General features: G+C 67.1%; 23 protein-coding genes and 1 tRNA gene. 16 read left to right on the forward strand and 8 right to left on the reverse strand.

Annotated features, from left to right (window positions below; translation table 11 throughout):
• Positions 1-182 precede the first annotated feature (182 nt).
• Positions 183-3,062, forward strand: coding sequence for an Rne/Rng family ribonuclease (locus tag E4M00_RS06000; RefSeq protein ID WP_240036918.1), 2,880 nt, complete (start codon positions 183-185; stop codon positions 3,060-3,062).
• Between the two features lie 4 nt (positions 3,063-3,066).
• On the opposite strand, the gene E4M00_RS06005 is transcribed toward E4M00_RS06000, so the two are convergent.
• Entirely contained in the window at positions 3,067-3,339 is a 273-nt protein-coding gene (locus E4M00_RS06005) for a DUF4031 domain-containing protein (RefSeq protein ID WP_055911674.1), read from the reverse strand.
• 226 nt (positions 3,340-3,565) lie between these two features.
• Here E4M00_RS06005 and rplU point away from each other — a divergent pair, with 226 nt between their 5' ends.
• From rplU to E4M00_RS06060, 11 genes are all read left to right on the forward strand, one after another.
• Complete coding sequence (rplU, locus tag E4M00_RS06010) at positions 3,566-3,874, forward strand: 50S ribosomal protein L21 (protein WP_056163075.1); 309 nt, start codon at positions 3,566-3,568, stop codon at positions 3,872-3,874.
• A 19-nt stretch (positions 3,875-3,893) separates the two neighbouring features.
• Positions 3,894-4,151, forward strand: a complete 258-nt coding sequence (gene rpmA, locus E4M00_RS06015) for a 50S ribosomal protein L27 (protein WP_055818357.1) — start codon at positions 3,894-3,896, stop codon at positions 4,149-4,151.
• Between the two features lie 107 nt (positions 4,152-4,258).
• Positions 4,259-5,797 carry a GTPase ObgE gene (gene obgE, locus E4M00_RS06020; RefSeq protein ID WP_135119535.1) on the forward strand — a complete coding sequence of 513 codons (1,539 nt, stop codon included), beginning with the start codon at positions 4,259-4,261 and terminating at the stop codon, positions 5,795-5,797.
• On the forward strand, positions 5,794-6,576 hold the full coding sequence (gene proB / locus E4M00_RS06025; RefSeq protein WP_135119536.1) for a glutamate 5-kinase: 783 nt from the start codon (positions 5,794-5,796) through the stop codon (positions 6,574-6,576). The genes obgE and proB overlap by 4 nt, the downstream gene beginning before the upstream one ends.
• Before the next feature lie 29 nt (positions 6,577-6,605).
• A complete protein-coding gene (locus E4M00_RS06030) occupies positions 6,606-7,874 on the forward strand; it encodes a glutamate-5-semialdehyde dehydrogenase (protein ID WP_135119537.1) in 1,269 nt (422 codons plus the stop codon).
• A gap of 59 nt (positions 7,875-7,933) precedes the next feature.
• Positions 7,934-8,146 carry a hypothetical protein gene (locus E4M00_RS06035; protein ID WP_056163061.1) on the forward strand — a complete coding sequence of 71 codons (213 nt, stop codon included), beginning with the start codon at positions 7,934-7,936 and terminating at the stop codon, positions 8,144-8,146.
• A 23-nt stretch (positions 8,147-8,169) separates the two neighbouring features.
• Positions 8,170-8,769, forward strand: coding sequence for a nicotinate-nucleotide adenylyltransferase (gene nadD, locus E4M00_RS06040; protein WP_135119538.1), 600 nt, complete (start codon positions 8,170-8,172; stop codon positions 8,767-8,769).
• Entirely contained in the window at positions 8,766-10,205 is a 1,440-nt protein-coding gene (locus E4M00_RS06045) for a hypothetical protein (RefSeq protein ID WP_135119539.1), read from the forward strand. Before nadD ends, E4M00_RS06045 begins: the two co-directional genes overlap by 4 nt.
• 40 nt (positions 10,206-10,245) lie before the next feature.
• Positions 10,246-10,623, forward strand: coding sequence for a ribosome silencing factor (rsfS, locus tag E4M00_RS06050; RefSeq protein WP_055911696.1), 378 nt, complete (start codon positions 10,246-10,248; stop codon positions 10,621-10,623).
• Between the two features lie 75 nt (positions 10,624-10,698).
• A tRNA-Ala gene (locus tag E4M00_RS06055) sits at positions 10,699-10,774 on the forward strand.
• 283 nt (positions 10,775-11,057) lie between these two features.
• Positions 11,058-11,711 (forward strand): TMEM175 family protein, encoded by a 654-nt coding sequence (locus E4M00_RS06060; RefSeq protein ID WP_240036884.1) that lies wholly within the window; start codon positions 11,058-11,060, stop codon positions 11,709-11,711.
• Positions 11,712-11,919: 208 nt separating this feature from the next.
• Here the strand turns inward: E4M00_RS06060 and E4M00_RS06065 are convergent, their stop codons facing one another.
• Both E4M00_RS06065 and E4M00_RS06070 read right to left on the reverse strand, forming a co-directional pair.
• Positions 11,920-12,324: a DUF7144 family membrane protein gene (locus E4M00_RS06065; protein ID WP_135119541.1), complete on the reverse strand. Its 405-nt coding sequence runs from the start codon at positions 12,322-12,324 to the stop codon at positions 11,920-11,922.
• A gap of 145 nt (positions 12,325-12,469) precedes the next feature.
• The gene (locus tag E4M00_RS06070; protein ID WP_240036885.1) at positions 12,470-12,862 is read right to left on the reverse strand and encodes a DUF7144 family membrane protein; all 393 of its coding nucleotides are present in this window, start codon (positions 12,860-12,862) and stop codon (positions 12,470-12,472) included.
• Between the two features lie 301 nt (positions 12,863-13,163).
• On the opposite strand from E4M00_RS06070, the gene E4M00_RS06075 reads away from it, so the two are divergent.
• Positions 13,164-15,023, forward strand: coding sequence for a glycoside hydrolase family 15 protein (locus E4M00_RS06075; RefSeq protein WP_135119543.1), 1,860 nt, complete (start codon positions 13,164-13,166; stop codon positions 15,021-15,023).
• On the opposite strand, the gene E4M00_RS06080 is transcribed toward E4M00_RS06075, so the two are convergent.
• The 3 genes from E4M00_RS06080 to E4M00_RS06090 form a co-directional block, all read right to left on the reverse strand.
• Positions 15,020-16,120, reverse strand: coding sequence for a DUF998 domain-containing protein (locus E4M00_RS06080; RefSeq protein ID WP_135119544.1), 1,101 nt, complete (start codon positions 16,118-16,120; stop codon positions 15,020-15,022). The genes E4M00_RS06075 and E4M00_RS06080 overlap by 4 nt on opposite strands.
• A 112-nt stretch (positions 16,121-16,232) precedes the next feature.
• Positions 16,233-17,429: a DNA polymerase IV gene (dinB, locus tag E4M00_RS06085; protein WP_135119545.1), complete on the reverse strand. Its 1,197-nt coding sequence runs from the start codon at positions 17,427-17,429 to the stop codon at positions 16,233-16,235.
• A 76-nt stretch (positions 17,430-17,505) separates the two neighbouring features.
• Positions 17,506-17,769, reverse strand: coding sequence for a PLDc N-terminal domain-containing protein (locus tag E4M00_RS06090; protein WP_135119546.1), 264 nt, complete (start codon positions 17,767-17,769; stop codon positions 17,506-17,508).
• 254 nt (positions 17,770-18,023) lie between these two features.
• On the opposite strand from E4M00_RS06090, the gene E4M00_RS06095 reads away from it, so the two are divergent.
• Genes E4M00_RS06095 through E4M00_RS06100 form a run of 3 tightly spaced genes read left to right on the forward strand, consistent with a single transcriptional unit; the run spans position 18,024 to position 18,908 of the window.
• The gene (locus E4M00_RS06095) at positions 18,024-18,482 is read left to right on the forward strand and encodes a DUF6325 family protein (protein WP_135119547.1); all 459 of its coding nucleotides are present in this window, start codon (positions 18,024-18,026) and stop codon (positions 18,480-18,482) included.
• A 1-nt stretch (position 18,483) separates the two neighbouring features.
• Positions 18,484-18,648, forward strand: coding sequence for a hypothetical protein (locus E4M00_RS17825; protein WP_167756833.1), 165 nt, complete (start codon positions 18,484-18,486; stop codon positions 18,646-18,648).
• 41 nt (positions 18,649-18,689) lie between these two features.
• Complete coding sequence (locus E4M00_RS06100) at positions 18,690-18,908, forward strand: DUF8691 family protein (RefSeq protein WP_135119548.1); 219 nt, start codon at positions 18,690-18,692, stop codon at positions 18,906-18,908.
• On the opposite strand, the gene E4M00_RS06105 is transcribed toward E4M00_RS06100, so the two are convergent.
• Positions 18,889-21,537, reverse strand: a complete 2,649-nt coding sequence (locus E4M00_RS06105; RefSeq protein WP_135119549.1) for a winged helix-turn-helix domain-containing protein — start codon at positions 21,535-21,537, stop codon at positions 18,889-18,891. The two genes, E4M00_RS06100 and E4M00_RS06105, sit on opposite strands and share 20 nt — an antisense overlap.
• 174 nt (positions 21,538-21,711) lie before the next feature.
• Positions 21,712-24,078, reverse strand: coding sequence for an arylsulfatase (locus tag E4M00_RS06110; RefSeq protein WP_135119550.1), 2,367 nt, complete (start codon positions 24,076-24,078; stop codon positions 21,712-21,714).
• Positions 24,079-24,086: the final 8 nt, after the last annotated feature.

Below are 24,086 nucleotides of genomic sequence, written 5' to 3' on the forward strand. Positions count from 1 at the left end.
TGGGTGCAGTTGCACCCGAACATTCGGTCCCAGACCGAGAGAAGTGGCAGCCAGAGCCAATGTGCCGGCTGCAGACGACAGAGGATTAGCGAGATTCCGCACCGGCGGAGACTCGCGTGAGAGAGTACCCGGAACGCGGATGGCGCGGCCAGTCGCACCGGTCGAGGAGTGCCCCAGCAATGGTGGAGAACAACGAGAACACTGACCCGACGAAGAATGTCGGGGAGACCGGTGGTCGCAAGCGCACGCGCATCTTCGGGGCTCGCAAGAGCCAGAAGAAGGCCGAGCAGGCACCTGTCGAGACCACGACCGAGGTGACGGATGCCGCCCAGACCGCGGCCTCTGATGCCGCAGTCGAGGCGCCGGCCGCCGCTGAGTCGAAGGCCGAGCCGAAGGCCGCTGAGCCGAGAGCTGCAAAGGCCCAGGCCGCGCCAGCCGTGGAGAAGCAGTCGGTCGAGGCGCCCAGCGCTGACGCGCAGGCCGCCGACGAGGCGCCGACCGAGGCGGGGGACGCCGCAGCCGAGCCGCAGGGCGAGCCCGCGGCATCCGTCGCCCCGACGCTCTTCCCCGCAGCGTTGACGACGACGTCGCTCATCTTCCACGCGCCCGAGATCGCGGCCCTGCCGCCGCGGCCGAACCGCGGCGGACGCCCCGACCGCTCGGAGCGCGACGACCGCGACCAGGACGACGACTTCGAGGAGTCGGAGTCGACTGTGCGCCGCCGCGCTCGTCGTCGCAGCGGTGACGAGAGCCGTGGTGGGTCGGACGACCCGACGAACACCGTGGTCAAGGTGCGCACCCCGCGCCAGCCCGAGCTCATCACCGAGCCTCAGCGCATCAAGGGCTCGACCCGCCTCGAGGCGAAGAAGCAGCGTCGTCGGGATGGCCGCGACGCCGGTCGTCGTCGTGCCGTCATCACCGAGGCCGAGTTCCTCGCCCGCCGCGAGTCCGTCGATCGCACCATGGTCGTGCGCTCTAAGAGCGCCCGCATCCAGATCGGCGTGCTCGAGGACGGCGTGCTCGTGGAGCACTACGTCGCCCGCAACCAGGACGCATCCCTCATCGGGAATGTGTACCTCGGCCGCGTTCAGAACGTGCTGCCCAGCATGGAGGCCGCCTTCGTCGACATCGGACGCGGCCGCAACGCCGTGCTGTACTCCGGTGAGGTGGACTGGGAGGCCGCCGCTGCGGAGAATCCGGGTGGCAACCAGCCGCGCCGCATCGAGCTCGCGCTGAAGCCCGGCGACAAGGTGCTCGTGCAGGTCACGAAGGACCCCGTCGGCCACAAGGGCGCCCGTCTGACCAGCCAGATCTCGCTGCCCGGCCGCTACCTCGTGTACGTCCCCAACGGCTCCATGAACGGCATCAGCCGCAAGCTCCCCGACACCGAGCGGGCGCGCCTCAAGAAGATCCTCAAGGAGGTCCTCCCCGACAACCAGGGCGTCATCGTGCGTACTGCGGCCGAGGGTGCGACCGAGGAGCAGTTGACCCTCGACGTCAACCGTCTCATCGAGCAGTGGGCGTCGATCTCCAAGCAGCTCGAGACCGTGCAGGCTCCCGCCCTGCTGCACTCGGAGCCCGACCTGCTCATCAAGATCGTGCGCGACGTCTTCAACGAGGACTTCCAGAAGATGGTCATCGCCGGCGACGAGGCCCAGGAGACCATCGAGGCCTACCTGCGCGCTGTCGCCCCCGATCTGGTCGAGCGCGTCGAGACCTACACCGGCGACAAGGACGCCTTCGACGAGTTCCGCATCTCGGAGCAGATCGAGAAGGCCCTCGACCGCAAGGTGTGGCTGCCCTCGGGTGGCTCGCTCGTGATCGACCGCACCGAGGCCATGACTGTCGTCGACGTCAACACCGGCAAGTTCGTCGGCTCCGGGGGAAACCTCGAGGAGACCGTCACCAAGAACAACCTCGAGGCCGCCGAGGAGATCGTGCGCCAGCTGCGCCTGCGCGACATCGGCGGCATCATCGTGGTCGACTTCATCGACATGGTGCTGGAGTCGAACCGCGACCTCGTGCTGCGCCGTCTCGTCGAGTGCCTCAGCCGCGACCGCACCAAGCACCAGGTCGCCGAGGTCACCTCGCTCGGACTGGTGCAGATGACCCGCAAGAAGCTGGGACTCGGCCTGCTCGAGTCGTTCAGCGAGAACTGCGAGGTCTGCGCCGGCCGCGGCATCATCGTGCACCACGATCCCGTCGTGCGTCACCGTCAGCAGCAGCAGACGCCTCAGCCTGCCATCGCCGGGTCGGGCAACCGTCGTCGCGGTGGCGGCCAGTCCGCTCCGAGCTCGCAGTCGGCAGCGCCGACGGATGCCGCCAAGTCGGGCAACGGCACGCACGGGATCACCGAGGACGCCAAGCACGCCCTCGCCATGATCGCCGCATCGACCCTGCACCCTCACGAGAAGGAGGCTGCAGCAGCAGCCGTCGTCTCGGAGCCCGCCGAGGACCAGGAGCAGTCGACCACCGAGGCGTCGTCGACCGAGGCAGCATCCGGCGATCGCAAGTCGTCGCGTCGTGGTCGTCGCGGACGTCACGGCAAGGGCGAGCAGGCCAACGCCGAGCAGGCCAACGCCGACCAGGCGTCGGGCGAGCAGGCTAGCGCCGCGCAGCCGAAGGACGAGCAGACCGATGGCCGGTCTCGGTCGACGGATGCCGCAGCCGAGGCCGAGCCCGAGCCGGCCGAGCAGCAGTCCACCCGGCCCGCCGCTGAGGCACCGGATGCTGTAGCGGCTGCGCCGAGCGTCTCGGCGGCCTCCGAAGCTGGGAATCGTCCGGCAGAAAAGCGCCCGGCTTCGCGCCGTGCCCGCCAGGAGAAGCCCGTCACTACTGAAGCTCCCGTCGCGATTCTCGACATCCCCGTGGTGGCCAAGGTCGTGCGAGAGCCCAAGCGCGTGAACCCCGTCGAGGCCGAGCACCTGCTCGACTCGGTGCTCGACTCGCTGCCTCAGCCGAAGCAGGCGGGTCAGGGTCGGGCACGCAGCCGACGAGTGACGACGGCCGGGCTCTCGACCACCCCGGTCGAGCCCATCGTCACCACCGGCGCGGGCGAGTAGACCCCTACAAGCCCCGCCGTTCGCGGGCAGTCACCCGGAGTCCGCTCGCGCGGAGCCGGGTGACCAGCTCGCGATTCGACACGAAGACCGCCCCGGCGGCCACGAGAGCCTCATGGCGCTCGAGTGGCACGTCGTAGTGGTCCCGGTCGAAGCCACGCCTGGGGATGCCGTTCGCGGCAGCGAAGGCGTGGAGTTCATCGAGTGAGGCGTCGCTCACGAGATGGGCCCAGATCGTGTCGTGGGCCGGCCACATCGGCTGGTCGATGAGCACGGTCATGTACGTGATCATAAGGCGGACCACCGGGCGACGCGCCGGGTGGCCCTGTTTGACCGAGGTAGATCCTTCGGCTAAACTCGACCGTTGGTGTGTGTTGGATTCTTCGTCCTCACCCTCACCGTGGTTTTCTGGTTGGCCAGGTCGGCTCGGATCGGTCAACCCAGCGGAATTTTCCCGTGAAACGAATCGGGGCTTCTCGGAGCCCCCCAGAGAATAGGTACGTAAAGTGGTTTACGCAGTTGTGCGCGCCGGTGGCCGCCAGGAAAAGGTCGAGGTCGGGACCATCGTCACGATGGACCGCATCAAGGCTGACAAGAACGGCAACGTCGAGCTCGCTCCGGTGCTGCTTGTCGATGGCGACTCGATCACCTCGGACGCCAAGTCGCTCGAGAAGGTGACCGTCACGGCCGAGGTCCTCAACGACCTCCGCGGTCCGAAGATCGTCATCCAGAAGTTCAAGAACAAGACCGGATACAAGAAGCGTCAGGGCCACCGTCAGGAGCTCACGCGCGTCAAGATCACCGGCATCAAGTAAGCCCTGAGGAGACTGACAGATGGCACACAAAAAGGGCGCAAGCTCCACCCGCAACGGTCGTGACTCGAACGCACAGCGCCTCGGCGTGAAGCGCTTCGGCGGCCAGGTCGTCGGCGCAGGCGAGATCATCGTCCGCCAGCGCGGCACCCACTTCCACCCCGGCGCCAACGTCGGCCGTGGCGGGGACGACACTCTGTTCGCCCTCTCGGCCGGTTCGGTCGAGTTCGGCAACAAGGGCGGCCGCAAGGTCGTCAACATCGTGGCGGCCGCCGAGTAGGCACCGCACGATTCGATGGACGCGAGGGCGGGCTTCGGCTCGCCCTTCCGTCTTTCCAGCGCACGTCCACCCGGACGCTGCGCCCCCGATGTTCAGGAGAACCCCGCATGACCACCTTCGTCGACAACGTCACGCTGCACCTGCGTGCCGGTCATGGGGGCAACGGATGCGTCTCCGTCCGTCGTGAGAAGTTCAAGCCGCTCGCAGGACCCGACGGCGGCAACGGCGGCCACGGTGGCGACATCATCCTCGTCGCCGACCCGCAGACCACGACCCTGCTCGGCTACCACCGCGCGCCTCACCGCTCGAGCGCGAACGGCGGGCCGGGAATGGGCGACCACCGCGCCGGCGCCAACGGGGGAGACCTCGAGCTGCCCGTGCCGCTCGGCACCGTCGTCAAGGACCGTGACGGCAACGAACTCGCCGACATGAGCGAGCCGGGCATGCGCTTCATCGCTGCCCCGGGTGGCCAGGGCGGGCTCGGTAACGCCGCCCTCTCCACCACCAAGCGCAAGGCGCCCGGCTTCGCGCTCCTCGGCATCCCCGGCTACGAGGGCGATGTCGTCCTCGAGCTGAAGACCGTCGCCGACGTCGCCCTCGTGGGTTACCCCTCCGCCGGCAAGTCGAGCCTGGTCGCCGCCCTGTCCGCTGCGCGCCCGAAGATCGCCGACTACCCGTTCACCACCCTGCACCCCAACCTCGGAGTCGTGCAGGCCGGTGACGTCCGCTACACGATCGCCGATGTTCCCGGCCTCATCGAGGGCGCCAGCGAGGGCAAGGGCCTCGGCCTCGAGTTCCTGCGCCACGTCGAGCGCTGCACTGCGCTCCTCCACGTGCTCGACTGCGCGACGCTCGACCCGGGTCGCGACCCGATCAGCGACCTCGACATCATCCTCACCGAGCTCGCCGCCTACCCTGTGCCTGAAGGCCAGAAGCCGCTGCTCGAGCGCCCCCAGCTCATCGCGCTCAACAAGATCGACGTGCCCGAAGGCCGTGAGCTCGCCGACTTCGTCACCGCCGACCTCGAGGAGCGCGGCTACCGCGTGTTCGAGATCTCTACGGTGAGCCACGAGGGCCTGCGCCAGCTGAGCTTCGCGCTGGCCGAGCTCGTCGAGCAGGGTCGCGCCGAGATCGCGGCCGAGCCGCCCCGCGAGCGCATCGTGCTGCGTCCGAGCGCCGTGAACGAGCAGGACTACACCGTCAAGGTGGAGGGTGGCTCCTACGGCGACATCTACCGCATCCTCGGCGTCAAGCCCGAGCGCTGGGTCGCGCAGACCGACTTCGCCAACGACGAGGCCGTCGGCTTCCTGGCCGACCGCCTGGCCAAGCTGGGCGTCGAAGAGCGCCTGTTCAAGGCCGGAGCCATCGCCGGTTCCACCGTCGTCATCGGCAAGGGCGAGGGCATCATCTTCGACTGGGAGCCCACCCTCACCTCGACGGCCGAGCTCATCACGGCTCCCCGTGGAACCGACGCCCGTCTCGACGGTGATCGTCGCCGCACCAGCGATGAGCGTCGCAGCACCTACTTCGAGCGGATGGACGCCAAGGCCGAGGCGCGTGCCGAGCTCGAGCGCGAGCGCGAAGCCGGCCTGTGGAAGGACAGCGACCACACCGAGGGAACCGCGATGGAGACCGAGGAACGGTGAGGATCAACGAGCGGGCAGACGTCCAGCGCGCCAAGCGCGTCATCGTGAAGGTCGGCTCGTCGTCGATCAGTGGTGACAACGCCGGACAGATCCCTCCGCTCGTCGATGCTCTCGCCGCAGCGCACGGGCGTGGAGTGGAGATCGTCCTGGTCTCCTCCGGCGCCATCGCGACTGGCATGCCCTACCTCCGGCTCGAGGAGCGACCGACCGACCTGGCCACCCAGCAGGCTGCGGCATCCGTCGGCCAGAACCTGCTCATCTTCCGGTACCAGGACAGCCTCGACCGCTATGACATCGTCGCGGGCCAGGTGCTGCTCACGGCCGGCGACCTCGACGACCCGACGCACCGGTCCAACGCCCAGCGGGCGATGGCGAGGCTGCTCGATCTGCGCATCCTGCCGATCGTCAACGAGAACGACACCGTCGCCACCCACGAGATCCGGTTCGGAGACAACGACAGGCTGGCCGCGATGGTGGCTCAACTGCTCGACGCCGATCTGCTCGTGCTGCTGAGCGACGTCGATTCGCTGTACACGAAGCCGCCGCAGGAGCCCGGGGCCGAGCGCATCGCGAACGTCGCCTACGGCGATGAACTCGAAGGCGTCGTCTTCGGGTCGACCACGGTCAACAGCGTCGGCACCGGGGGAGCCTCGACGAAGGCGTCTGCCGCCAGGCTCGCCGCCGAGTCCGGCACCGCGGTGGTCGTCACCTCGACGGCCCTCGTGCACGAAGCCCTCACCGGAGTCGACGTCGGCACCTGGTTCTCGCCCGCGGCGTAACGATTCCGCGGCTGCCCTAGGCTTGATCCATGCCTGAGACGGATGCCGCCCTGCCCGGATTCGAGGCGCGCCTCGACGACGCCCGCACGGCCTCGTTCGCCCTCGCCGTCGCGACGACGGCGCAGCGCAACTCAGCGCTGCACGCCGTGGCAGCGCACCTGCGCGGAGCCGCGCACGAGGTGATCGCCGCCAACGCACGCGACCTCGACGCCGGGCGCGAGAACGGCCTGTCCGATGGCCTGCTCGACCGGCTCGCGCTCGATGGCAGGCGGGTCGAGGCGTTGGCCGCAGCCGTGGAGCAGGTCGCGTCGCTCACCGATCCCGTCGGCGAGGTGGTGCGGGGCAGCACCCTCCCCAACGGCGTGCGCATCTCCCAGGTGCGAGTGCCCTTCGGCGTCGTCGGTGTCATCTACGAGGCCAGGCCCAACGTGACCGTCGACATCGCCGCGCTCGCGCTCAAGAGCGGGAACGCGGTGGTCCTGCGGGGCGGCTCCGCAGCCGAGAACAGCAACCGGGCTCTCGTCGGCCTCATCCAGGACTCCCTGGAGTCCGTCGGACTGCCGCGCACGGCCGTGCAGACCATCGACGACTTCGGCCGCGCCGGCGCCACGGCCCTCATGCAGGCCCGCGGCTTCGTCGACGTGCTCATCCCTCGCGGAAGCGCGGATCTCATCAACACCGTGGTCGCCGAGTCGAAGGTGCCCGTCATCGAGACGGGCGCCGGCGTCGTGCACATCTTCCTCGACGAGAGCGCGACGCAGGACTGGGCCGTGGAGATCGTGCACAACGCCAAGACGCAGCGCCCCAGCGTCTGCAACACGGTGGAGACCGTGCTCGTTCACGCCGATGCAGCCGAACGGCTCCTCCCGTCGGTGCTCGACCGACTCGCCGCATCCGGAGTCACCGTGCATGCCGACGAGCGCACCCGCGCCATCTGGCCCGACGCCACTCCGGCCACTGATGAGGACTGGGGCACCGAGTACATGAGCCTCGACGTGACAGTCGGCGTCGTCGACTCCCTCGACGACGCCATCGGCCACATCCGTCGCTACTCGACCAAGCACACCGAGTCGATCATCACCAACGACCTGGGCAATGCCGAGCGCTTCCTCAACGAAGTCGATTCGGCTGCCGTGATGGTGAACGCCTCGACGCGATTCACCGACGGCGGGGAGTTCGGATTCGGGGCCGAGGTGGGCATCTCGACGCAGAAGCTTCACGCTCGCGGACCGATGGGGCTGACCGAGCTCACGAGCACCAAGTGGATCGTGCGTGGCGATGGACAGGTGCGCGGCTAGCCGTACTAAGCTCTCGGACGGGGCGAAAAAGGCCGATTCGTCCGCAAAAGGAGAAACACATGACGTTCCTGACCACAGTTCTCGCTGAGACCGAAGCCGCCTCGAGCAGCTTCCCGACGATCATCTTCGGCGCGATCGCGCTCGTCGTCTTCGCGGCCCTCGGCTTCGTGGTGTGGAGCTTCCGCGATGTGGCGAACCGGCACGCGGTGAAGGCCGACGCATACGCCGCGGCGCATGGTGGCGGCCACGACGCTCACGGCGGCGGGCACTGACCGGAATCGGCTGAAGCCGACTCATGAGTGAGCCTTCGCGCCGGCGCCGGGTGGGCGTCATGGGTGGAACCTTCGACCCCATCCACCACGGTCACCTGGTGGCTGCGAGCGAAGTGGCGCAGTCCTTCGACCTCGATGAGGTCGTCTTCGTGCCCACCGGACAGCCCTGGCAGAAGACCGCGGTCTCCACCGGCGAGCACCGCTACCTCATGACCGTGATCGCGACGGCCTCCAATCCACGCTTCACTGTGAGCCGCGTCGACATCGACCGCACGGGCCCCACGTACACGATCGACACCCTGCGCGACATCCGCGCTGCACGTCCCGACGCCGAATTGTTCTTCATCACCGGAGCCGATGCGATCGCGCAGATCCTCACGTGGAAGAACGTCCATGAGCTGTGGGAACTCGCGCATTTCGTCGCTGTGAGTCGCCCGGGACACGACCTGAGCATTTCTGGATTGCCACAGGCGGACGTAAGCTTGTTGGAGGTTCCCGCACTTGCGATCTCATCGACCGCCTGCAGGGAACGGGTCAACCGGGGTTACCCGGTCTGGTATCTGGTACCCGATGGCGTGGTCCAGTACATCTCGAAGCACCATCTGTATCGGAGTGCGGCATGACGACGTGGCAGGATCAACCGCCACTGACGCGCAGACAGGCGCGTGAAGCGGAGCGTTCGCAGGAGAGCGCGGCTTCGCCGAGCCCTCTGACTCGCCGCGCAGTCACCACCGAGCCGACAGCCGGTGGCGAGGCCCCCCAACTCGTCACTCCCTACACGGGAACCATCGACACCATCGGCACTGCCGATGACGGAGACGGCGACAGCACCGACGCCGACGCGGCTGCCGAGAAGAACGACTACGACGCACTGCTGTCCGGTCGCCCTGCCGTCCCCAACTACTCCGGCTCGTCGTTCGCAGCGGGGAGCCTGACCAGCGCTCCTCCAGCGCCGCCCCAGGCTCCCGCCGAGGTCGCTCCGAGCGAGGCGCCCTCCTTCACCACGCCGGCGGCAGCCAAGGCTCCCGAGTTCCGCCAGCGTTCCTACGCTCCCGGCGGCAGCGCAGGCCTGCAGGCGGCGACGTCGGCTCCGGCCTCCAGCACCGATTCCATCGACGCAGAGACGGATGCCGCAGCCGAGGCCGACGGCACCCCCATGCGCACTCTCACCCGACGCGAGCTGCGCGCGATGCTCGCCGAGCAGGAGGCTGCAGCCGCAGCCGAATCGGCGACCGAGGTCGTGGTGTCGACGCCGACCGCTCAGCCCGAGGCCGAGCCGACGGCATCCGACACCGGACGTCGCGTCACCTGGTCACCGCCGGTGCCCGAGTCCGAGGCGGAGAACCGCCCGGTGTGGGAGACGGCGCAGACAGGCTTCTCGCTCCCTCCCACGGTGGCCGTCCCCGTGGTTCCGCCCGCGCCGACGCCCAGTGCGCCGATCGCTGAGGCCCCCACGCCGGCTGCCGTCGTGACGCCGCCCGCCGTCGTCACTCCTCCCGTAGCGTCGCCGTTCGACTTCGGCCACACCGACGACGTGTTGCCGCCGAAGCCGGTCGGCCACTGGTCGATCGACGCCGACCATGAAGACGACCGGGACGTGACCGGTGCGCAGCCGTCATTCGACCAGTTGCTCTCCCGGGGCATCGCCGCCGGCGGAGTGTCGGCCGGGGGAGTCCCCACGACGACGAGCGCACTCATCCTGCCGTCCATCCCGCAGAGCGGTGATGGCGCCGTGGCGCTCACCACCGGCGAGGTGCTGGTCACCGGATCGTTCGACCTTCCGCGCAGCCTCGGCTCGACGGGCGCTCACCCCGATCGCATCGACTCCTCCGAGATCGATCGTCTCTTCGAACTCGAGGATGCCGGTCCCGCGACCGGCGCCCAGCCGATCCGCGCCTCACGTGCCGTGAGCGGCCACACCTCGACGCGCGACGTCATCCAGCCTCCGCAGAAGCAGAGCCGCTGGACCGTTCCCTTCATCCTCTCCATCTCTGCGGGCGTCCTCGCCGTGGGCGTCGTGGCCCTCATCATCGCCGGACTCGTGTCCGGCATCTTCTGATGCGCCGACAGCGCGTCTCTTCTCATCAAGGAATCTCTTCATGCCTGCCACCGAACGCGCCATCGAACTTCTGAACATCGCCGCCCGCGCGGCCGATTCCAAGTCGGGTGAAGACCTCGTCGGTCTCGACACCTCCGGCCCGTTGCCCTTCGTCGACGCCTTCCTCATCGTCACCGGCAACTCGGAGCGCAACGTCGTCGCCATCGCGGGCGAGGTCGAGGACGAGCTCCTCGCAGCCGGAGTGAAGACCATCCGCCGCGAGGGCCGATCCGACGGACGCTGGATCCTGCTGGACTTCGGCGACATCGTCGTGCACGTCTTCCACCAGGAGGATCGCCAGTACTACGCGCTCGAGCGCCTCTGGAAGGACTGCCCGGTGGTGCCCCTCGAGCTCCCCGTGCACGACACGCGCGACTGAGCCCGCTCGATTTCACACCGACTCGCGATTGTAGTAATCTAATCAAGTTGCTTCCGGAGGAATCCGGAAGAGAACGGGTCTGTGGCGCAGCTGGTAGCGCACCTGCATGGCATGCAGGGGGTCAGGGGTTCGAGTCCCCTCAGATCCACCAAAACCCCTGATGAACGTCAAGTTCTCAGGGGTTCTTCTCGTTAAGCGAGTACCCCACGGCTGGCGGAGCCCTTCTCCGATTGCCCGAGTGAGCGTACGGTGTGCTGAGTGGTCGGCCGAGGCATTCGTGTTGGGTCCCGTCCTCCCCTCCAACAAGGACGATGTGTGTCAGAGCGGTCTTCGAGATCCAGTTCCACGAGGTCGAGCACATTCATGCGCGGTGGGAAGGGGCGTTCATGAGAAGGCGGGGGAGCATAGGTACGCGTTCGGATACCAGCCGGGCGGTGGCCTTCAGTGACGCCATCATCGCGATCGTCATCACGCTCCTCGTGCTCGATCTCCGACCGCCGGAGGCCGAGCCGGGTGGCCTTCTGACCGCCCTGCTGGAGGAGTGGCCCACCTACCTCGCCTACGCGGCGTCATATGTCTACCTGGCCGTGATCTGGCTGAACCACAAGGCCGCCTTCACTCGCATCGAGGAGATGGACCGCGGCCTGCAGTGGTCGAATCTGGGGATCCTGGCAACGCTCGCGCTGGTGCCATGGCCGACGGCGGTGATCGCCGAGACGGCCAGGACGGGCAACCTGGCGGATGAGCGGGTCGCGGTAGCGCTCTACGCGATCGTCGGAGCGCTGCTCTGCCTGTCCTGGCTCGTGTTCTTCTCGCATCTGGCGCGACATCCCGACCTCACCAAGGAGGAGGTGGACGATTCGTATTTCGCGCGCGAGCGCCCCCGAGCCATCATCGGAGTGGTGCTGTACCTGGCGGCGGGAATCGCGGGCGTCCTGATCCACCCTTTGGTGGCATCCGTGGTCTTCCTTCTCGTTCCCACATTCTTCGCCTTCACCAGCCACGGATTCGACCAGGGAGTGCCCCTTCTTCGATTCGGCCGCACCAACGACGACCGCGAGAGCGGAAAGCGGTCGGGCGACGGCTGATCACTGACAGCGGCTGTGGAGTCCGCGACCATCACCGAAGGCGCCCAGACCTACGGGACAGACCGCCTGGAGCGCTCAGCGTCACAGCGGGTGCCGTCAAGGTCTCTTCGGCGGTCACTCTGAGCGGAGCCGGAGTTCGGGATCCGAAGGTGAATTTCGGCAGAGCGCCCCTCAGCGTCGGGCCCTGCGTTCACGCGGGCTCGCCGCGTCAGCCGTTGTCGACGATCTCGCGCCCGTGCGCCGTGATCGCGTAGATGATGAGGATGTCGACGGCGATGACGATCAGCGCCCACCACGGCTGGGCGGGAACGAGGAGCAGCTGACCGATCGCACTGAGGCTGGCCACGATGATCGCGAGGACACGTGCCCAGGTGGCCCCGGTGAACAGGGCGATTCCGGTGAGGACGAGCACGGCGCCGATGATCAGGTTCCACCAACCCCAGCCGGTCAGGTCGAAGAGGAACAGCGTCCCGTTCTCGACGGCGTAGTAGTAGTTGGAGCCCACCAGCGCGACGAACCCCTGGATGAGGCTGAACACGCCGCTGAGAAGGAGGATGATGCCGGCGAAGCCGATCCATCCGACCCATCCGGTTGACTTCGAGACTTCGGCCATGTCGCTTACCCCTTTGCGATCGACGCCGGCAACGCTGCCGGGCGGTTTCTTCGGGTCGAGAATTCGCCCGTGCGCTGAGTATGTTGCCCTGTGATGTGGGGCGTCAACAACTATTACGTGGTGCCGACCGCCGGTGGGTGCGCCGTCACCTGTGGTCGGACTTCACGCGTCCGTGGGCAGCCACCGCATAGATGATGAGCACGTCGACGACGAAGACGATCAGTGCCGACCACGGCTGCGTAGGCATGAGGAGCAGTTGGGTGATCGCGCTCAGGCTCGCCGCGATGACCGTGATCACCCGCGCCCAGAGGGAGCCACCCGTGAGGGCGATGCCGGCGGCGATCAGAACGATGCCGACGATGATGTTCCACCACCCCCACAGGGTGAGGTCCAGCGGCACGAGGCTTCCGTCCACGACTGCGGAGTAGGTGTTCGATCCGATCAGCGCGAAGAACCCTTGGAGCAGGTTGAAGAGCCCGTTCAGGATGAGGAGGATGATGGCGAGGCGAACCCATCCCTCCCAGCGGGATCTTCTCATCAGCTCAGCCATGACCGCTGGTTCTTCTCAGCCATTGTCGAGCTCCCGTCCGTCGCAGCGACGTCGTTGCCGGCTGGCAGGATGCTCCGCCGTGATCGGCAGTCTAGGACCGAAGAACCCTCCGCGACCATGCCGGGAATGGCTCTGGTCAGAGCAGCGCGACGACGTTAGCATCAGGAGTCCCCGAGGTGAACAGGGCTGTGATGGGCACGATCGACGCGTGGTGTGACGTACGTCGTAGCCGATGCATCCGCGTTCAGATCGGCCATCACTGTGCTCCACCGCGAGGGAAGAGATCTCCATGACGAACGGGTACCTCGGGATCGCGGAGCATGGACTGATCGGCGACCTGCAGACCTCGGCGCTGGTCGCGACGGACGGGACGATCGACTGGTTCTGCAGCCCGCGCTTCGATTCGCCGAGCATCTTCGGATCTCTCCTGGACAGCGCACGTGGCGGCCACCTCAGTACTCGCCCGCCCGGGGACGGCTACGAGACCAAGCAGCTCTACTTCCCGGACACGGCCATCCTCATCACCCGCTTCCTCACGGAAGACGGCGTGGGAGAGGTGATCGACTTCATGCCGGTGGCTTCTGAGACGCCCAGCGCCGATCACCGACTGGTTCGTGTGGTGCGCTGCGTGCGAGGAAAGATCGAGTTCGACTTCGAGATGGCACCGCGCTTCGACTACGGACGGCTCGCGCACGAGATGACCGTCAGCGACGACGGCGCGACCTACAGGGCGGGGGACACAGTCCTGACTCTGAGCCTCATCCGAGATCCCGACCAGGAGCAGCTCGCCGAAAGGCTGGCGCCATCGGATGAGGGCGACCTGCGTCTCTCACTCAGCCTCGTCGAAGGTCAGATGCGAGGAGTCATTCTCGAGACGGGCGGCGACCCGAGCCCGCGCGTGGTTCCGGTGGCCGAGGCCCAGAGGCTGTTCGACGACACGGTCCAGTTCTGGCAGGACTGGGTCGGCCAGTCGACCTATTCCGGCCGCTGGCGGGAGCAGGTGCAGAGATCGGCGATCACTCTGAAACTTCTGACCTACGCGCCGTCGGGCGGCCTCGTGGCCGCACCGACCGCAGGTCTGCCCGAACAACTCGGCGGCGAACGCAACTGGGACTATCGCTTCACCTGGGTGCGCGACGCGTCGTTCTCGGTCACGACGCTCATGCGGCTGGGCTATTTCAGTGAGGCCGCAGCGTTCGGCCAGTGGCTCAAGGCACGCGTGGCCGAGGCCGCGGGGAGCAGCACCGGACCGCTGAACATCATGTATCGGATCGATGGCGACCCGAACCTGTCCGAGGAAGTGCTGGACGGCTGGGAGGGCTACCGCGGCTCGTTCCCGGTCAGGATCGGGAACGGCGCAGCCGGGCAGTTGCAGCTCGACATCTACGGTGAGGCGATGGAGGCGATCTGGAAGCTCGACAGTGCCGGGTTCGGAATCGGACAGCCCGGTTGGCTCGCCATCACTCGCATCCTCGACTGGCTTGCAGAGAACTGGGACCAGCCCGAGGAGGGCATCTGGGAGACCCGGGGCGGGCGCAAGGACTTCACTTACGGTCGACTGATGTGCTGGGTGGCATTCGACAGGGGGATTCGCCTGGCGACGGCGCACGGCCGTCCGGCACCGCTCGCCCGCTGGATCACCGAGCGGGACCGGATCTACACCCAGATCATGGAGAAGGGGTGGAACACCGAGCGTCGAGCCTTCGTGCAGCAGTACGGAGAGCCCGTGCTCGACGCCTCCCTCCTGAAGATGGCGCAGGTGGGCTTCGTCTCGCCGTATGACCCGATGTGGCTGGACACCCTGACAGCGATCGAGGCCGAACTGGTCTCCGACAGCCTCGTCTATCGGTACGACCCTGACGCCTCGCCCGACGGATTGCGAGGTTCGGAGGGCACATTCTCGCTTTGCACGTTCCTGTACGTCGACGCGCTCGCGCGCTCGGATCGGCTCGACGAGGCTCGACTCACCTTCGAGAAGATGCTCACCTACGGCAACCACCTCGGTCTCTACTCGGAGGAGATCGCGCTCACCGGAGAACAGCTCGGCAACTTCCCGCAGGCGTTCACGCACCTCGCACTCATCGATGCCGCCATCACCCTGGACGACCGTCTGAACGCGACGGCATCCCGATCCCGGCGAGGTCGTTAGGCCGTCGCACCGGCGTCGACGGCGCTCTGCGCCGGGACTTCCGCCGCTGCGACGACAGGTTGCAGCGATCCGGTCGTGCGGAGGAAGACGATGATCCAGGCGAAGATGAGCACGAAGGCGATGAGTTCGACCGCTGTCAGGTTGTAGTAGCCGTTGATGAAGAACGTCGCGAGAACGACGATCACCGCGACGAAGACGTAGCCCAGCAGGAGGAACACGCGCGGCATCGAGGGGACCAGGGCTCGGAGCGAGAGAACCATCACCACGTAGATGATCGCCATTCCGGTCGCCGAGAGGTTGTGGATCTCGAGATTCTCGTCGACGGGGAAGATGCCTACGCAGGCGAGGAGTATGCCCATCAGGATGAGCGCCAGCCGCACCAGGTTGCGTCCCCGGAGTTCGGCCCGTGTCGCCGTCGGCAGCCAGATGGTGGCGTAATGCGCGATCGTGGTGACCATGACTCCGGCGATGACGAGGGTGACGTTGAAGGCCAGGGCCGAGATGTCGTCGCTGATGCCGAGAGTGCTGAGGTTCTTCTGCCACCAGAGCGGGTCGCTCGCGCTCAACATGCTCGCCAGGCTGCCGACGACCAGGAACCCGGCCAACACCAGCGACAACAGCATCGGGGTGAGATTGACCGCTGAGAGGAACGCCGCATAGGCCGAGATCGCCATGGTCACAGCGGCCAGGACCGCGGCCGACGTCGAATAGAGGCTCGCGCCGACGAATCCCGCGCTGAACACCGCGGCGAGGGCGACCCAGGCGAGCAGCGCGATGATCGCGTGCGCCAGGCACAGGGCGGCGACGTCGAACCAACGCAGCCGACGCCATCCGGGGGCAGCGACCTGTTGCGCTCCTCGCAGCACTGCGCCGTAGAGAAAAGCCAGAAGAGCCGCGATCGCCGCCCCGACTGCGGCGAGGTCTCCGAGCGACCCGCGCCCGGAGATGGGAACCTCCCGTCCCCAGAAGATGAAGAGCGCCGGCACCACACCGACGATGAATCCGGCGGCACCGACGAGGAGGGCTGTGGATTCGCGCGACTCTGCATTCGCGGTCGGGTTCCTGACGATGCGGGAGAGAGACGTCGACTGACTCACCAAGACCTCCGTGTGATCCGGCGCGATCGCCTACGAACGCGCTGTCTGATCGGAGCGTACCGGTGCAGGGCTGCTCGGAGAAGTGCCGCGCCCGGCGATCATCGAGACACGCTCACTCGTGTTCCGGCAGCAGCGGTGTCGACCAGCCGGGATCCCTGTCGAGTTGGGTGGCTCGGGCCACGGATGCCGCACCGAAGCGGTCGCGCACAGCATCGAGCACGGTGTCGAGGCGCGCCGAGTCGTACCAGTCGATCGGCAGCTCCGGCTGGAGGCTGTCGGCTGACGCCAGCTGCGACAGCGAGACGCCGATGAGGGTGATGCCGCGTTCCGAGATCTCCGATCGAGCGGAGACGAGCAGCTCTCGCGCGACGGCGAGGAGCACCGTGGTGCGGTCGGTCGGGGAGTGCACGGTGCGCGATCTGGTGGCCTTCGCGAAATCGCCGTAGCGAAGACGCAACACGACCGTGCGGCACACGCGATCGCCGTCGCGCAGTCGTCGTGCGAGCCGATCGACGATCTGGGTGAGGATGACGTCGAGTTCTTCGACCGAGCGTGGGTGGCTGCCGAGCGCGCGCTGAGACCCGATGGATGAGCGGCGACGCGTGGTGTCGACCGGGCGCGGGTCGCGCAGCCGTGCCAGCGCGTGGAGATGAGCACCGGTCGCCTTGCCCAGCAGCCTCTCGGCGGTCGCGGCTTCGAGTTCGCCCAGCTGCCCGACCGTGGTGATGCCGAGCCGGTGCAGCTTGTCGGCGGTCACGGCGCCGACACCCCACAACCGTTCCACCGGCAACGGGAGCAGGAACGCCTCCTCCCGGTCGGGTTCGACCACGAGCAGCCCGTCGGGCTTGCTGACTGCGCTCGCGACCTTGGCCAGGTATTTGGTGCGCGCCACTCCCACCGAGATCGCCAGCCCGGCCTCAGTGCGCACTCGCTCGCGCAGGCGCACTGCCACCTGCTCAGGCGTGCCCGCGATGCGTCGGAGCCCGCCGACCTCCAGGAACGCCTCGTCGATGGACAATCCCTCCACGAGTGGCGTCGTGTCGCGGAAGATCGCGAAGACGTCGCGGCTGGCCGCTGAATAGGCGTCCATGCGCGGGGGGACGACCACGGCATCGGGGCACAGCTCACGTGCCTGCCGCCCGCCCATGGCGGTGCGCACGCCACGCGCCTTGGCCTCGTAGCTGGCCGCCAGCACGACGCCCCCACCCACGATGACGGGGCGCCCGCGCAGCTCGGGCGCATCGCGCTGCTCGACGGAGGCGTAGAAGGCGTCGAGGTCGGCGTGCAGCACGGTCGCCTCTCCCCGCATCCTGTCTCCTGCCCGTCGGCCGTTTCGAGGATCGTCGCACTCACCACCGACATCGCCTTCGAGCGACGCCCTGTCTCTACGGGCGCGTGAAGTCGAAGTCGTCGTGCACGACTTCCTCTCCGCGCGCCTGGCGCATGGCCATGCTCTTGCGTCGAACGATCAGGTAGATCACCGTGCTGAGGAACGGCACCAAGACGAGGAACACCACCCAGAGAGCCTTCGCCCACCCCTCGAGCGTCTCGTCCCGGAAGACATCGACGAAGACGACGAAGAAGAGGATCAGGCACGAGAAGGTGACGAAGAATCCGAAGAACCACGTGACGAAGTCCCAGATGAACATGTGCTGCTCCGTTCCGTCGAGAGGCCCGTGTGCGAAAGCTACGCCGGCTGGAAACCAGGCCGCATCACCCCGAAGGAGTGAGGTTGAGAGCCTCTTGCGCCCCTGACCGCGAGTCGTGCAGGTGAGGCGCACGGAGTCCGTGAATCATCCTCATCGGATGACGTAGCCGCGGTCGATCGGGAGCATGCTGAACCACATCAAACCGGGCTCTCGTGCCCGACCACGCGCACCGAAACGTGAAGGAGTCACCCGACATGCCCGCTGAGGATTTGAGTGAACTCGGACCCGTCGATTTCTACGTGATCGAGTTTCCGGCCGGTGAGGCGAACTTCACGGGGGAGATGGCGGAGGAGCTGGTCAAGCTGGTTGACGCCGGAATCATCCGAGTGATCGACGTGCTCATCCTGACGAAGGATGCCGACGGCGAGATCGACGCGATGGAACTCTCCGACGTCCCGGATCTCGGCGCTCTCGTCGCCATCGAGGGGCAGTTGGCAGAACTCCTCGCCGCCGATGACGTGGTGAACCTCGCGGCCGCCATGGACCCGGGCAGCGTCGCGGGGGTCCTGGTGTACGAGAACCTCTGGGCGGCGCCGTTCGCCTCCGCTGCCCGCCGCGCGGGTGGACAGCTGATCGCGAACGGACGCATTCCCATCCAGGCCATCATCGCCTCGCTCGAGGCTGATGGAGCACTCGAGACAGAAGGAGCTTGACATGCCACTCAGACCAGCCAGAATCGGCCGCGTCGGCGTCGTCCGCGCGCCCGTGGCCAAGGCGGCCGTTGTGGGCGCCGCGGTGGCCAGCCCGGGTCCCTCGCCCATCGTGAAGACCGCCGTCGTCGCTGCGGCGGTGACGCCGGGCCGTCGTCGGCGTATCTAGCGCGCCCGGCTCGGCGACGGCACAGGGAATCGGAAGCGGCCATGATCGCCGAGACCTTCGACATCCTCGTCAGGGGAGAGGTGGGCCAACTCATCACCGACGAACTCGCAGGGTTCGAGGTGATCGAGAGCAGTGCGGGGTCGACCCGGCTGCGCGGTGTGGTGCCGGATCAGGCTCGCCTGGTTGGTCTCCTCGACCTCCTGCGTTCGTTCAACATCGAGATCGAGGCCGTCAGGCACGTCAGCGAAGCATCACCCTGACCTGATCGACGCGTGCCGCGACGGGGTCGAGAAGCCCGAGCCGCCGAGCCTGTTCGATCGCGGCGCTTCGGCCTGTGACGCCGAGCTTCCGGTAGATATGAGCCATGTGCGTCTTCAGGGTGTTGACGGTCACGAAGCACAACTCGGCGATCTCAGCGTTGGTCGTCCGATCGGGAAGGTACCGCAGCACCTCGAGCTCTCGTTCCGTGAGCGGGTCGGCAAGTGTCGCATTCGTGTCCCCAGAGTCGAGCTGCCTGACCCTAGCCATGATGGTCTGCGCCAGGCCGCCGCGGTCGCGCGCGAGTTCGTCGACGAGACGGAGCACGACCGGTCCTCCATCGACGGTGAAGGGCGCCACCAGCCCCTCGGGCTCCGCCTTGTCGAGCGCCTCGGCCACGCATTCCAGCGCGTCGTCGTGCGCGCCTCCTTCGTCGGCGGACCACGCACGCAGGAGGAGGATCCGGATCTCGCCCCGAAGCCCATCGCTTGCAATCACCCCGGCCACGGCCTCCAGGATGGCTGCTGCGGTTGCGGCGTCGCCGAGGCTGAGATGGGCCGCGATCGTCTCGAAGCAGATCGTCGGTGTCGTCGGGTTGTCATCTCGGACGGATCGCAGCGCTTCGGCGGCGCGACCAATGCGCCTGAGACCGTTCATGTGGAGGCCGTCGAGGCGATCGCGAAGCGCAGGGGCCGGACTCGACGCGGGCTCCGGGATCGCGTGGTCCGCCGGATCGAGTACCTTCTCGTGGCGCCCGTCTCCGACCGCCAGTTGGGCGCGTTGATACCGGGCCAGCCACGCCAGTTGCGTTCGGTGGTTCGCTTCGGCGCGAAGGACGCCCGCGCGCAGATGGGTGGTGGAGGCATCCGTCAAGCCTCGGTCGACAGCGACCATCGCCAGGGCGAGATGGGCGTCAGCGCTGATCGGGTGGAGCACAAGGCCGGTCACGGCCGCCACGTCGAGAGCCTCCACTGCCAGGCGCTCGGCCTCGGATGCCCGGCCGCGCCACGCGTGCAGGAGGGCGAGGGAGCCCAGGAGACCCACGCGGAATGGAGCGTAGGCGATCCCCTGTGTCTCCATGGCTCTGCTCAGCCACTCCTCGGCCTGGGCCATGTCGCCGTTCAGGAAGTGTGCGCGACCGATGGATGCTGTGGCCACGGTCGAGAGGAGACCGCGAGAACTCAATCTCATGAGGTTCGGTATGAACGCGTCGGGGTTCTCGTCCAAGAGCACGAGAGCGCGCATGCCAGCGCGTATCGAGTCCTCGGGCCGGGCGTTCCACTGAACCGTCGCCGACATCCAGGCGTATGCGACAGCCCTGTCGCCGACCGAGGCGGTCGGGTCATCGGCCACCCTGCCCAGGATGTCGATTGTGCGGGCGGCCGCTCCCTGCATCCCGAGCAGGATTCCGAGCTCGAGGGCCACATCGAGTCGGTGGGCGCGCGCTGACTCCGGCACCGTCGTGATCCAGCGGATCACCGTGCGCATCTCGCCGTGCTCGAAGATCTCACTGCCGCGCGTCATGATCGCCTCGACCGCGCCGTCCCAGTCCTGGGCCCGGAGCAGATACTCGATCCCGGCGTCGAACTCGCCTCGCCCGAGGTGGTATTCGGCCGCCCGGGCGAGGATCACGGCTTCGTCGTCGGGGCGTTCCGCCTTGAGCCTGTAACGGAGCAGATCCCGGAAGAGGTGATGAAACCTGAACTGCTCCTGACGGTTGTCGATCGAGACGAAGAACATGGACTCGTGCCGCAGCTGCTCGAAGAGCCGCCGTGCATCGTCCCGCCCGAGCACGTGGTTGACGAGGTCCGCCGTCATGATGTCGAGCGGGGACATCCTGAGCAGGAGCGCGCGACCATTCGGGGGAAGCGCATCGAGAACCTCCTCGGTCAGGTACTCGGCCACCAATCGATCGCTTCCACCGAACTCGGCGACGAACTCGTCGGGTTGGCCGTGGTACTTGAGGGTGATCCCGGCGAGCTGGATCCCGGCCGCCCAGCCTTCGGTCCGGCTGACCAGCACATCGAGCACGGCGGGTGGCGTGACAGTTCCGGTGATGTTGGTGAGCAGTTCTGCGGATTCGTCCCTCGTCATGGCCAGGGCGTCCTGACGGATCTCGAGGAGTCGATTTCTCAGGCGCAACCCGCTCCAGCGGATGGCCGGATCGACCCGCGTCGACATGATGACGTGCACGTTCGTCGGAAGGGCCGCGATGAACCGACCGAGGTCGGTGAGGAGTACCGCGTTCGACAGGTGGTGGAGATCGTCGAGGATGACGACGGTCTCGGGGAATGACTCCAGCTCCGCGGAGAGGGCGGTGAGCAGCGGCCCGCCGAGGCCTCCGGCGGTCAGTGCTGCGAAGCGGGACAGCTGCGCCATATCGGGGTGCACGGTCGCCATCGCCGTCGACAGGCGTTTGGCGAAGCGCACCGGGTCGTCGTCGAGCGAGTCGACGTCGATCCGCACGAAGGCGAGTTCGGGATGATCGGCAGCCCACTGGTCGAGGAGGACCGTCTTGCCGGCACCGGGTGGAGCGACCAAGAGCGTGAGCGGTACCGAGAGTGCGCCATCGAGACGGCGCCGGAGGGCAGGGCGGTCGACGAGTGACTCGGGGGAGTACTGTCCGACCACATGCGCCTCCTGAGGCACTCCTGAACGCGATTGCGCTCAGTATGGCACCAGGGCCGAGCGCGACGCGATGGCAGGCGGTGACTCAGCTGGTCACACGGCGTCACGTCTCCTTCCGCAGGATGGCGCCGAGGCGACAGCGCTGCGCTGCGGAGGAGACGTGACGACGACAGGAGACTACTGGCGAGCCATTGCAACCCGCAGGCGTTCGTCGGGATCGATGAAGTGGTCGTTGTCCTCCACGCCGACGTCGAGCTGGACCCATTGGATTCTGCCCGTGAACCGACTGGAGCCGGCCGTGTAGTCGGAGGAGACTGACGTGCCCGACTCGTAGCCGACATCGGTGGTCTCGTCGGCCGAGAAGATGAGCGCCTGAGTCGCACCGACCCGACCTGTGGCGACAGCGGTTCCGTTGTAGAAGAGGGTGACGTCGCCGCCCTTCGCAAGACCTCCGCCGTCGTACGCGAATTCCATCCGCACCTGATGGGTGCCGGGCGGGATCGGTTCGGTCGCCTCGGTCACGAACTCCTGGATGCCGAGGACGTTGTAGATGAACTTCAACCGCCCGTCCCTCGCGTACAGGCTCCACCCGCCGAATCGGCCGCCCTGGGCGATGATGACGCCGTTCGCACCCGATGCGGGCACCTCCACCTCGGCGGTGACGGAGAACGACTTGTTCTTGATGCTCACCACGCTGCTCTCGGAGAGCCGACCCATCCCGGCGAACAGGAGTTGGCTGTTGCCGCGGACGAGTGTCGGCCTGCCCGCCAGTTCGGGGTTGAGCCTCTCGGCCGTGCGGTCGTCGATCGGCAGCACGTTGTACTTCGTCGCCTCGATGAGCCACAGCCGCTGCAGGCTGTGGAGTCGCTCGGGATCGTCTGCCGAGAGATCGCGTGCCTGGCTGTAATCGACTGACCCGTCGTACAACTCCCAGACATCGTCATCGAACGCGGGCAGGGTGCCGCCGACCATGACCCACGGGGTGCGGTGCTTCGTGACGGCACTCCAGCCCTTGAAGTACACGCCTCGATTGCCGAACATCTCGAAGTACTGCAGGTCGTGTCGTTCCGCGGTATCGGGGGAGTTGAAGGAGTAGAGCATGCTCGTCCCCTCCATCGGGGACTGCTGTACTCCGTTCACGGACGTCGGCTCGGGGAGCCCGGCCGCTTCGAGGATGGTCGGGGCGAGATCGATGACGTGGGTGAACTGGCTGCGCAGTCCGCCCTTCTCCTCGATGCCGTTCGGCCAGTGCACGATGGTTCCGTTGCGCGTGCCTCCCCAGTGCGAGGCGACCTGCTTCGTCCACTGGAACGGCGTGTCCATCGCCCAGGCCCACCCCACGGCATAGTGGTTGTACGACGTGGGACTTCCGAGCTCGTCGATCTTCGACATCATGAACTCGGGCGTCTCCAGGGCGGCCATCCCGTTGAAGTTGGCCATCTCGTTGAAGGCGCCGTTGACCGTGCCCTCTGCCGATGCTCCGTTGTCGCCGATGATGTAGTAGATGATCGTGTTGTCGAGGATCCCCAGGTCCTCGATCGCGTCGATCACGCGTCCGACGTGGTGATCGGTGTGCTCGAGGAATCCTGCGTACACCTCCATCTCACGTTCGAGAACAGGCTTCAGCTCGTCAGGCATGTCGTCCCACGCCGGAATCTCTGCGTGCCGTGGCGTCAGTTCGGCATCGGCCGGGATCACGCCCAGTTCCTTCTGCCGAGCGAAGGTCTGCTCCCGCTGCACGTCCCACCCACCGGCGAACTTCCCCTTGTACCTGTCGGCCCATACCGCTGGCACATGGTGCGGCGCGTGGGTGGCTCCGGGCGCGAGGTAGACGAAGAACGGCTTCTCCGGCATGAGCGCCTTCTGCGTGCGGATCCAGCTGCTGGCCCGATCTGCGAGGTCCTCGGTGAGGTGATATCCCTCCTCGAAGGTGGCAGGGGGCTCAACAGGGGTCGTCCCGTCGTAGAGAGCCGGCTCCCACTGATTGTTCTCGCCGCCGATGAATCCGTAGAACGTCTCGAAGCCACCCCCGGCAGACGGCCACGCATCGAACGGACCCATCGGTGACGACTGCCATACGGGCACCTCGTGGCACTTGCCGAACTGCGCCGTCGAGTACCCGTTCAGCTTCAGCGTCATCGCCAGCGGAGCCTTCGTGTTCGGCCGGAGCGAGCTGTTGCCCGGTGCAGACGTGGCGGTCTCGGTGATGCTGCCCATTCCCACCGAGTGGTGATTGCGGCCGGTCAGCATGGCCTGCCGGGTCGGCGCGCACAGAGCGGTCGTGTGGAATCGGTTGTACTTCAGTCCGCCGGCGGCGAGCTTCTCGGCATTCGGCGTCGCGCACGGGCCGCCGAACGCACTCGAGGCTCCGAACCCGACGTCGTCGAGGAGGATCACGAGTACATTCGGTGCGCCGTCCGGCGGCAACAGCGGCTCGATCGGCGGGTAGGCCGTGTCGGGGTCCTTCGCGTCGTACGTCGTCAGCCCCGGCGCCGGTCGGTCGGGGATCGGCAGCATCGAACGACTGTGACGATCGGGATTCATGGGTTGAT

It is taken from the genome of Orlajensenia leifsoniae, from assembly GCF_004570845.1.
GTDB lineage: Bacteria > Actinomycetota > Actinomycetes > Actinomycetales > Microbacteriaceae > Orlajensenia > Orlajensenia leifsoniae.

Coding starts and splice junctions, on each gene's coding strand:
- E4M00_RS06095 (WP_135119547.1), top strand. CDS start 18,024: ATGCCCGCTGAGGATTTGAGTGAACTCGGACCCGTCGATTTCTACGTG.
- E4M00_RS06065 (WP_135119541.1), bottom strand. CDS start 12,324: ATGGCCGAAGTCTCGAAGTCAACCGGATGGGTCGGATGGATCGGCTTC.
- rpmA (WP_055818357.1), top strand. CDS start 3,894: ATGGCACACAAAAAGGGCGCAAGCTCCACCCGCAACGGTCGTGACTCG.
- E4M00_RS06035 (WP_056163061.1), top strand. CDS start 7,934: ATGACGTTCCTGACCACAGTTCTCGCTGAGACCGAAGCCGCCTCGAGC.
- E4M00_RS06075 (WP_135119543.1), top strand. CDS start 13,164: ATGACGAACGGGTACCTCGGGATCGCGGAGCATGGACTGATCGGCGAC.
- E4M00_RS17825 (WP_167756833.1), top strand. CDS start 18,484: ATGCCACTCAGACCAGCCAGAATCGGCCGCGTCGGCGTCGTCCGCGCG.
- E4M00_RS06005 (WP_055911674.1), bottom strand. CDS start 3,339: ATGACCGTGCTCATCGACCAGCCGATGTGGCCGGCCCACGACACGATC.
- E4M00_RS06030 (WP_135119537.1), top strand. CDS start 6,606: ATGCCTGAGACGGATGCCGCCCTGCCCGGATTCGAGGCGCGCCTCGAC.
- E4M00_RS06090 (WP_135119546.1), bottom strand. CDS start 17,769: ATGTTCATCTGGGACTTCGTCACGTGGTTCTTCGGATTCTTCGTCACC.
- E4M00_RS06070 (WP_240036885.1), bottom strand. CDS start 12,862: ATGAGAAGATCCCGCTGGGAGGGATGGGTTCGCCTCGCCATCATCCTC.
- E4M00_RS06110 (WP_135119550.1), bottom strand. CDS start 24,078: ATGAATCCCGATCGTCACAGTCGTTCGATGCTGCCGATCCCCGACCGA.
- dinB (WP_135119545.1), bottom strand. CDS start 17,429: ATGCGGGGAGAGGCGACCGTGCTGCACGCCGACCTCGACGCCTTCTAC.
- rsfS (WP_055911696.1), top strand. CDS start 10,246: ATGCCTGCCACCGAACGCGCCATCGAACTTCTGAACATCGCCGCCCGC.
- E4M00_RS06045 (WP_135119539.1), top strand. CDS start 8,766: ATGACGACGTGGCAGGATCAACCGCCACTGACGCGCAGACAGGCGCGT.
- E4M00_RS06100 (WP_135119548.1), top strand. CDS start 18,690: ATGATCGCCGAGACCTTCGACATCCTCGTCAGGGGAGAGGTGGGCCAA.
- obgE (WP_135119535.1), top strand. CDS start 4,259: ATGACCACCTTCGTCGACAACGTCACGCTGCACCTGCGTGCCGGTCAT.
- nadD (WP_135119538.1), top strand. CDS start 8,170: ATGAGTGAGCCTTCGCGCCGGCGCCGGGTGGGCGTCATGGGTGGAACC.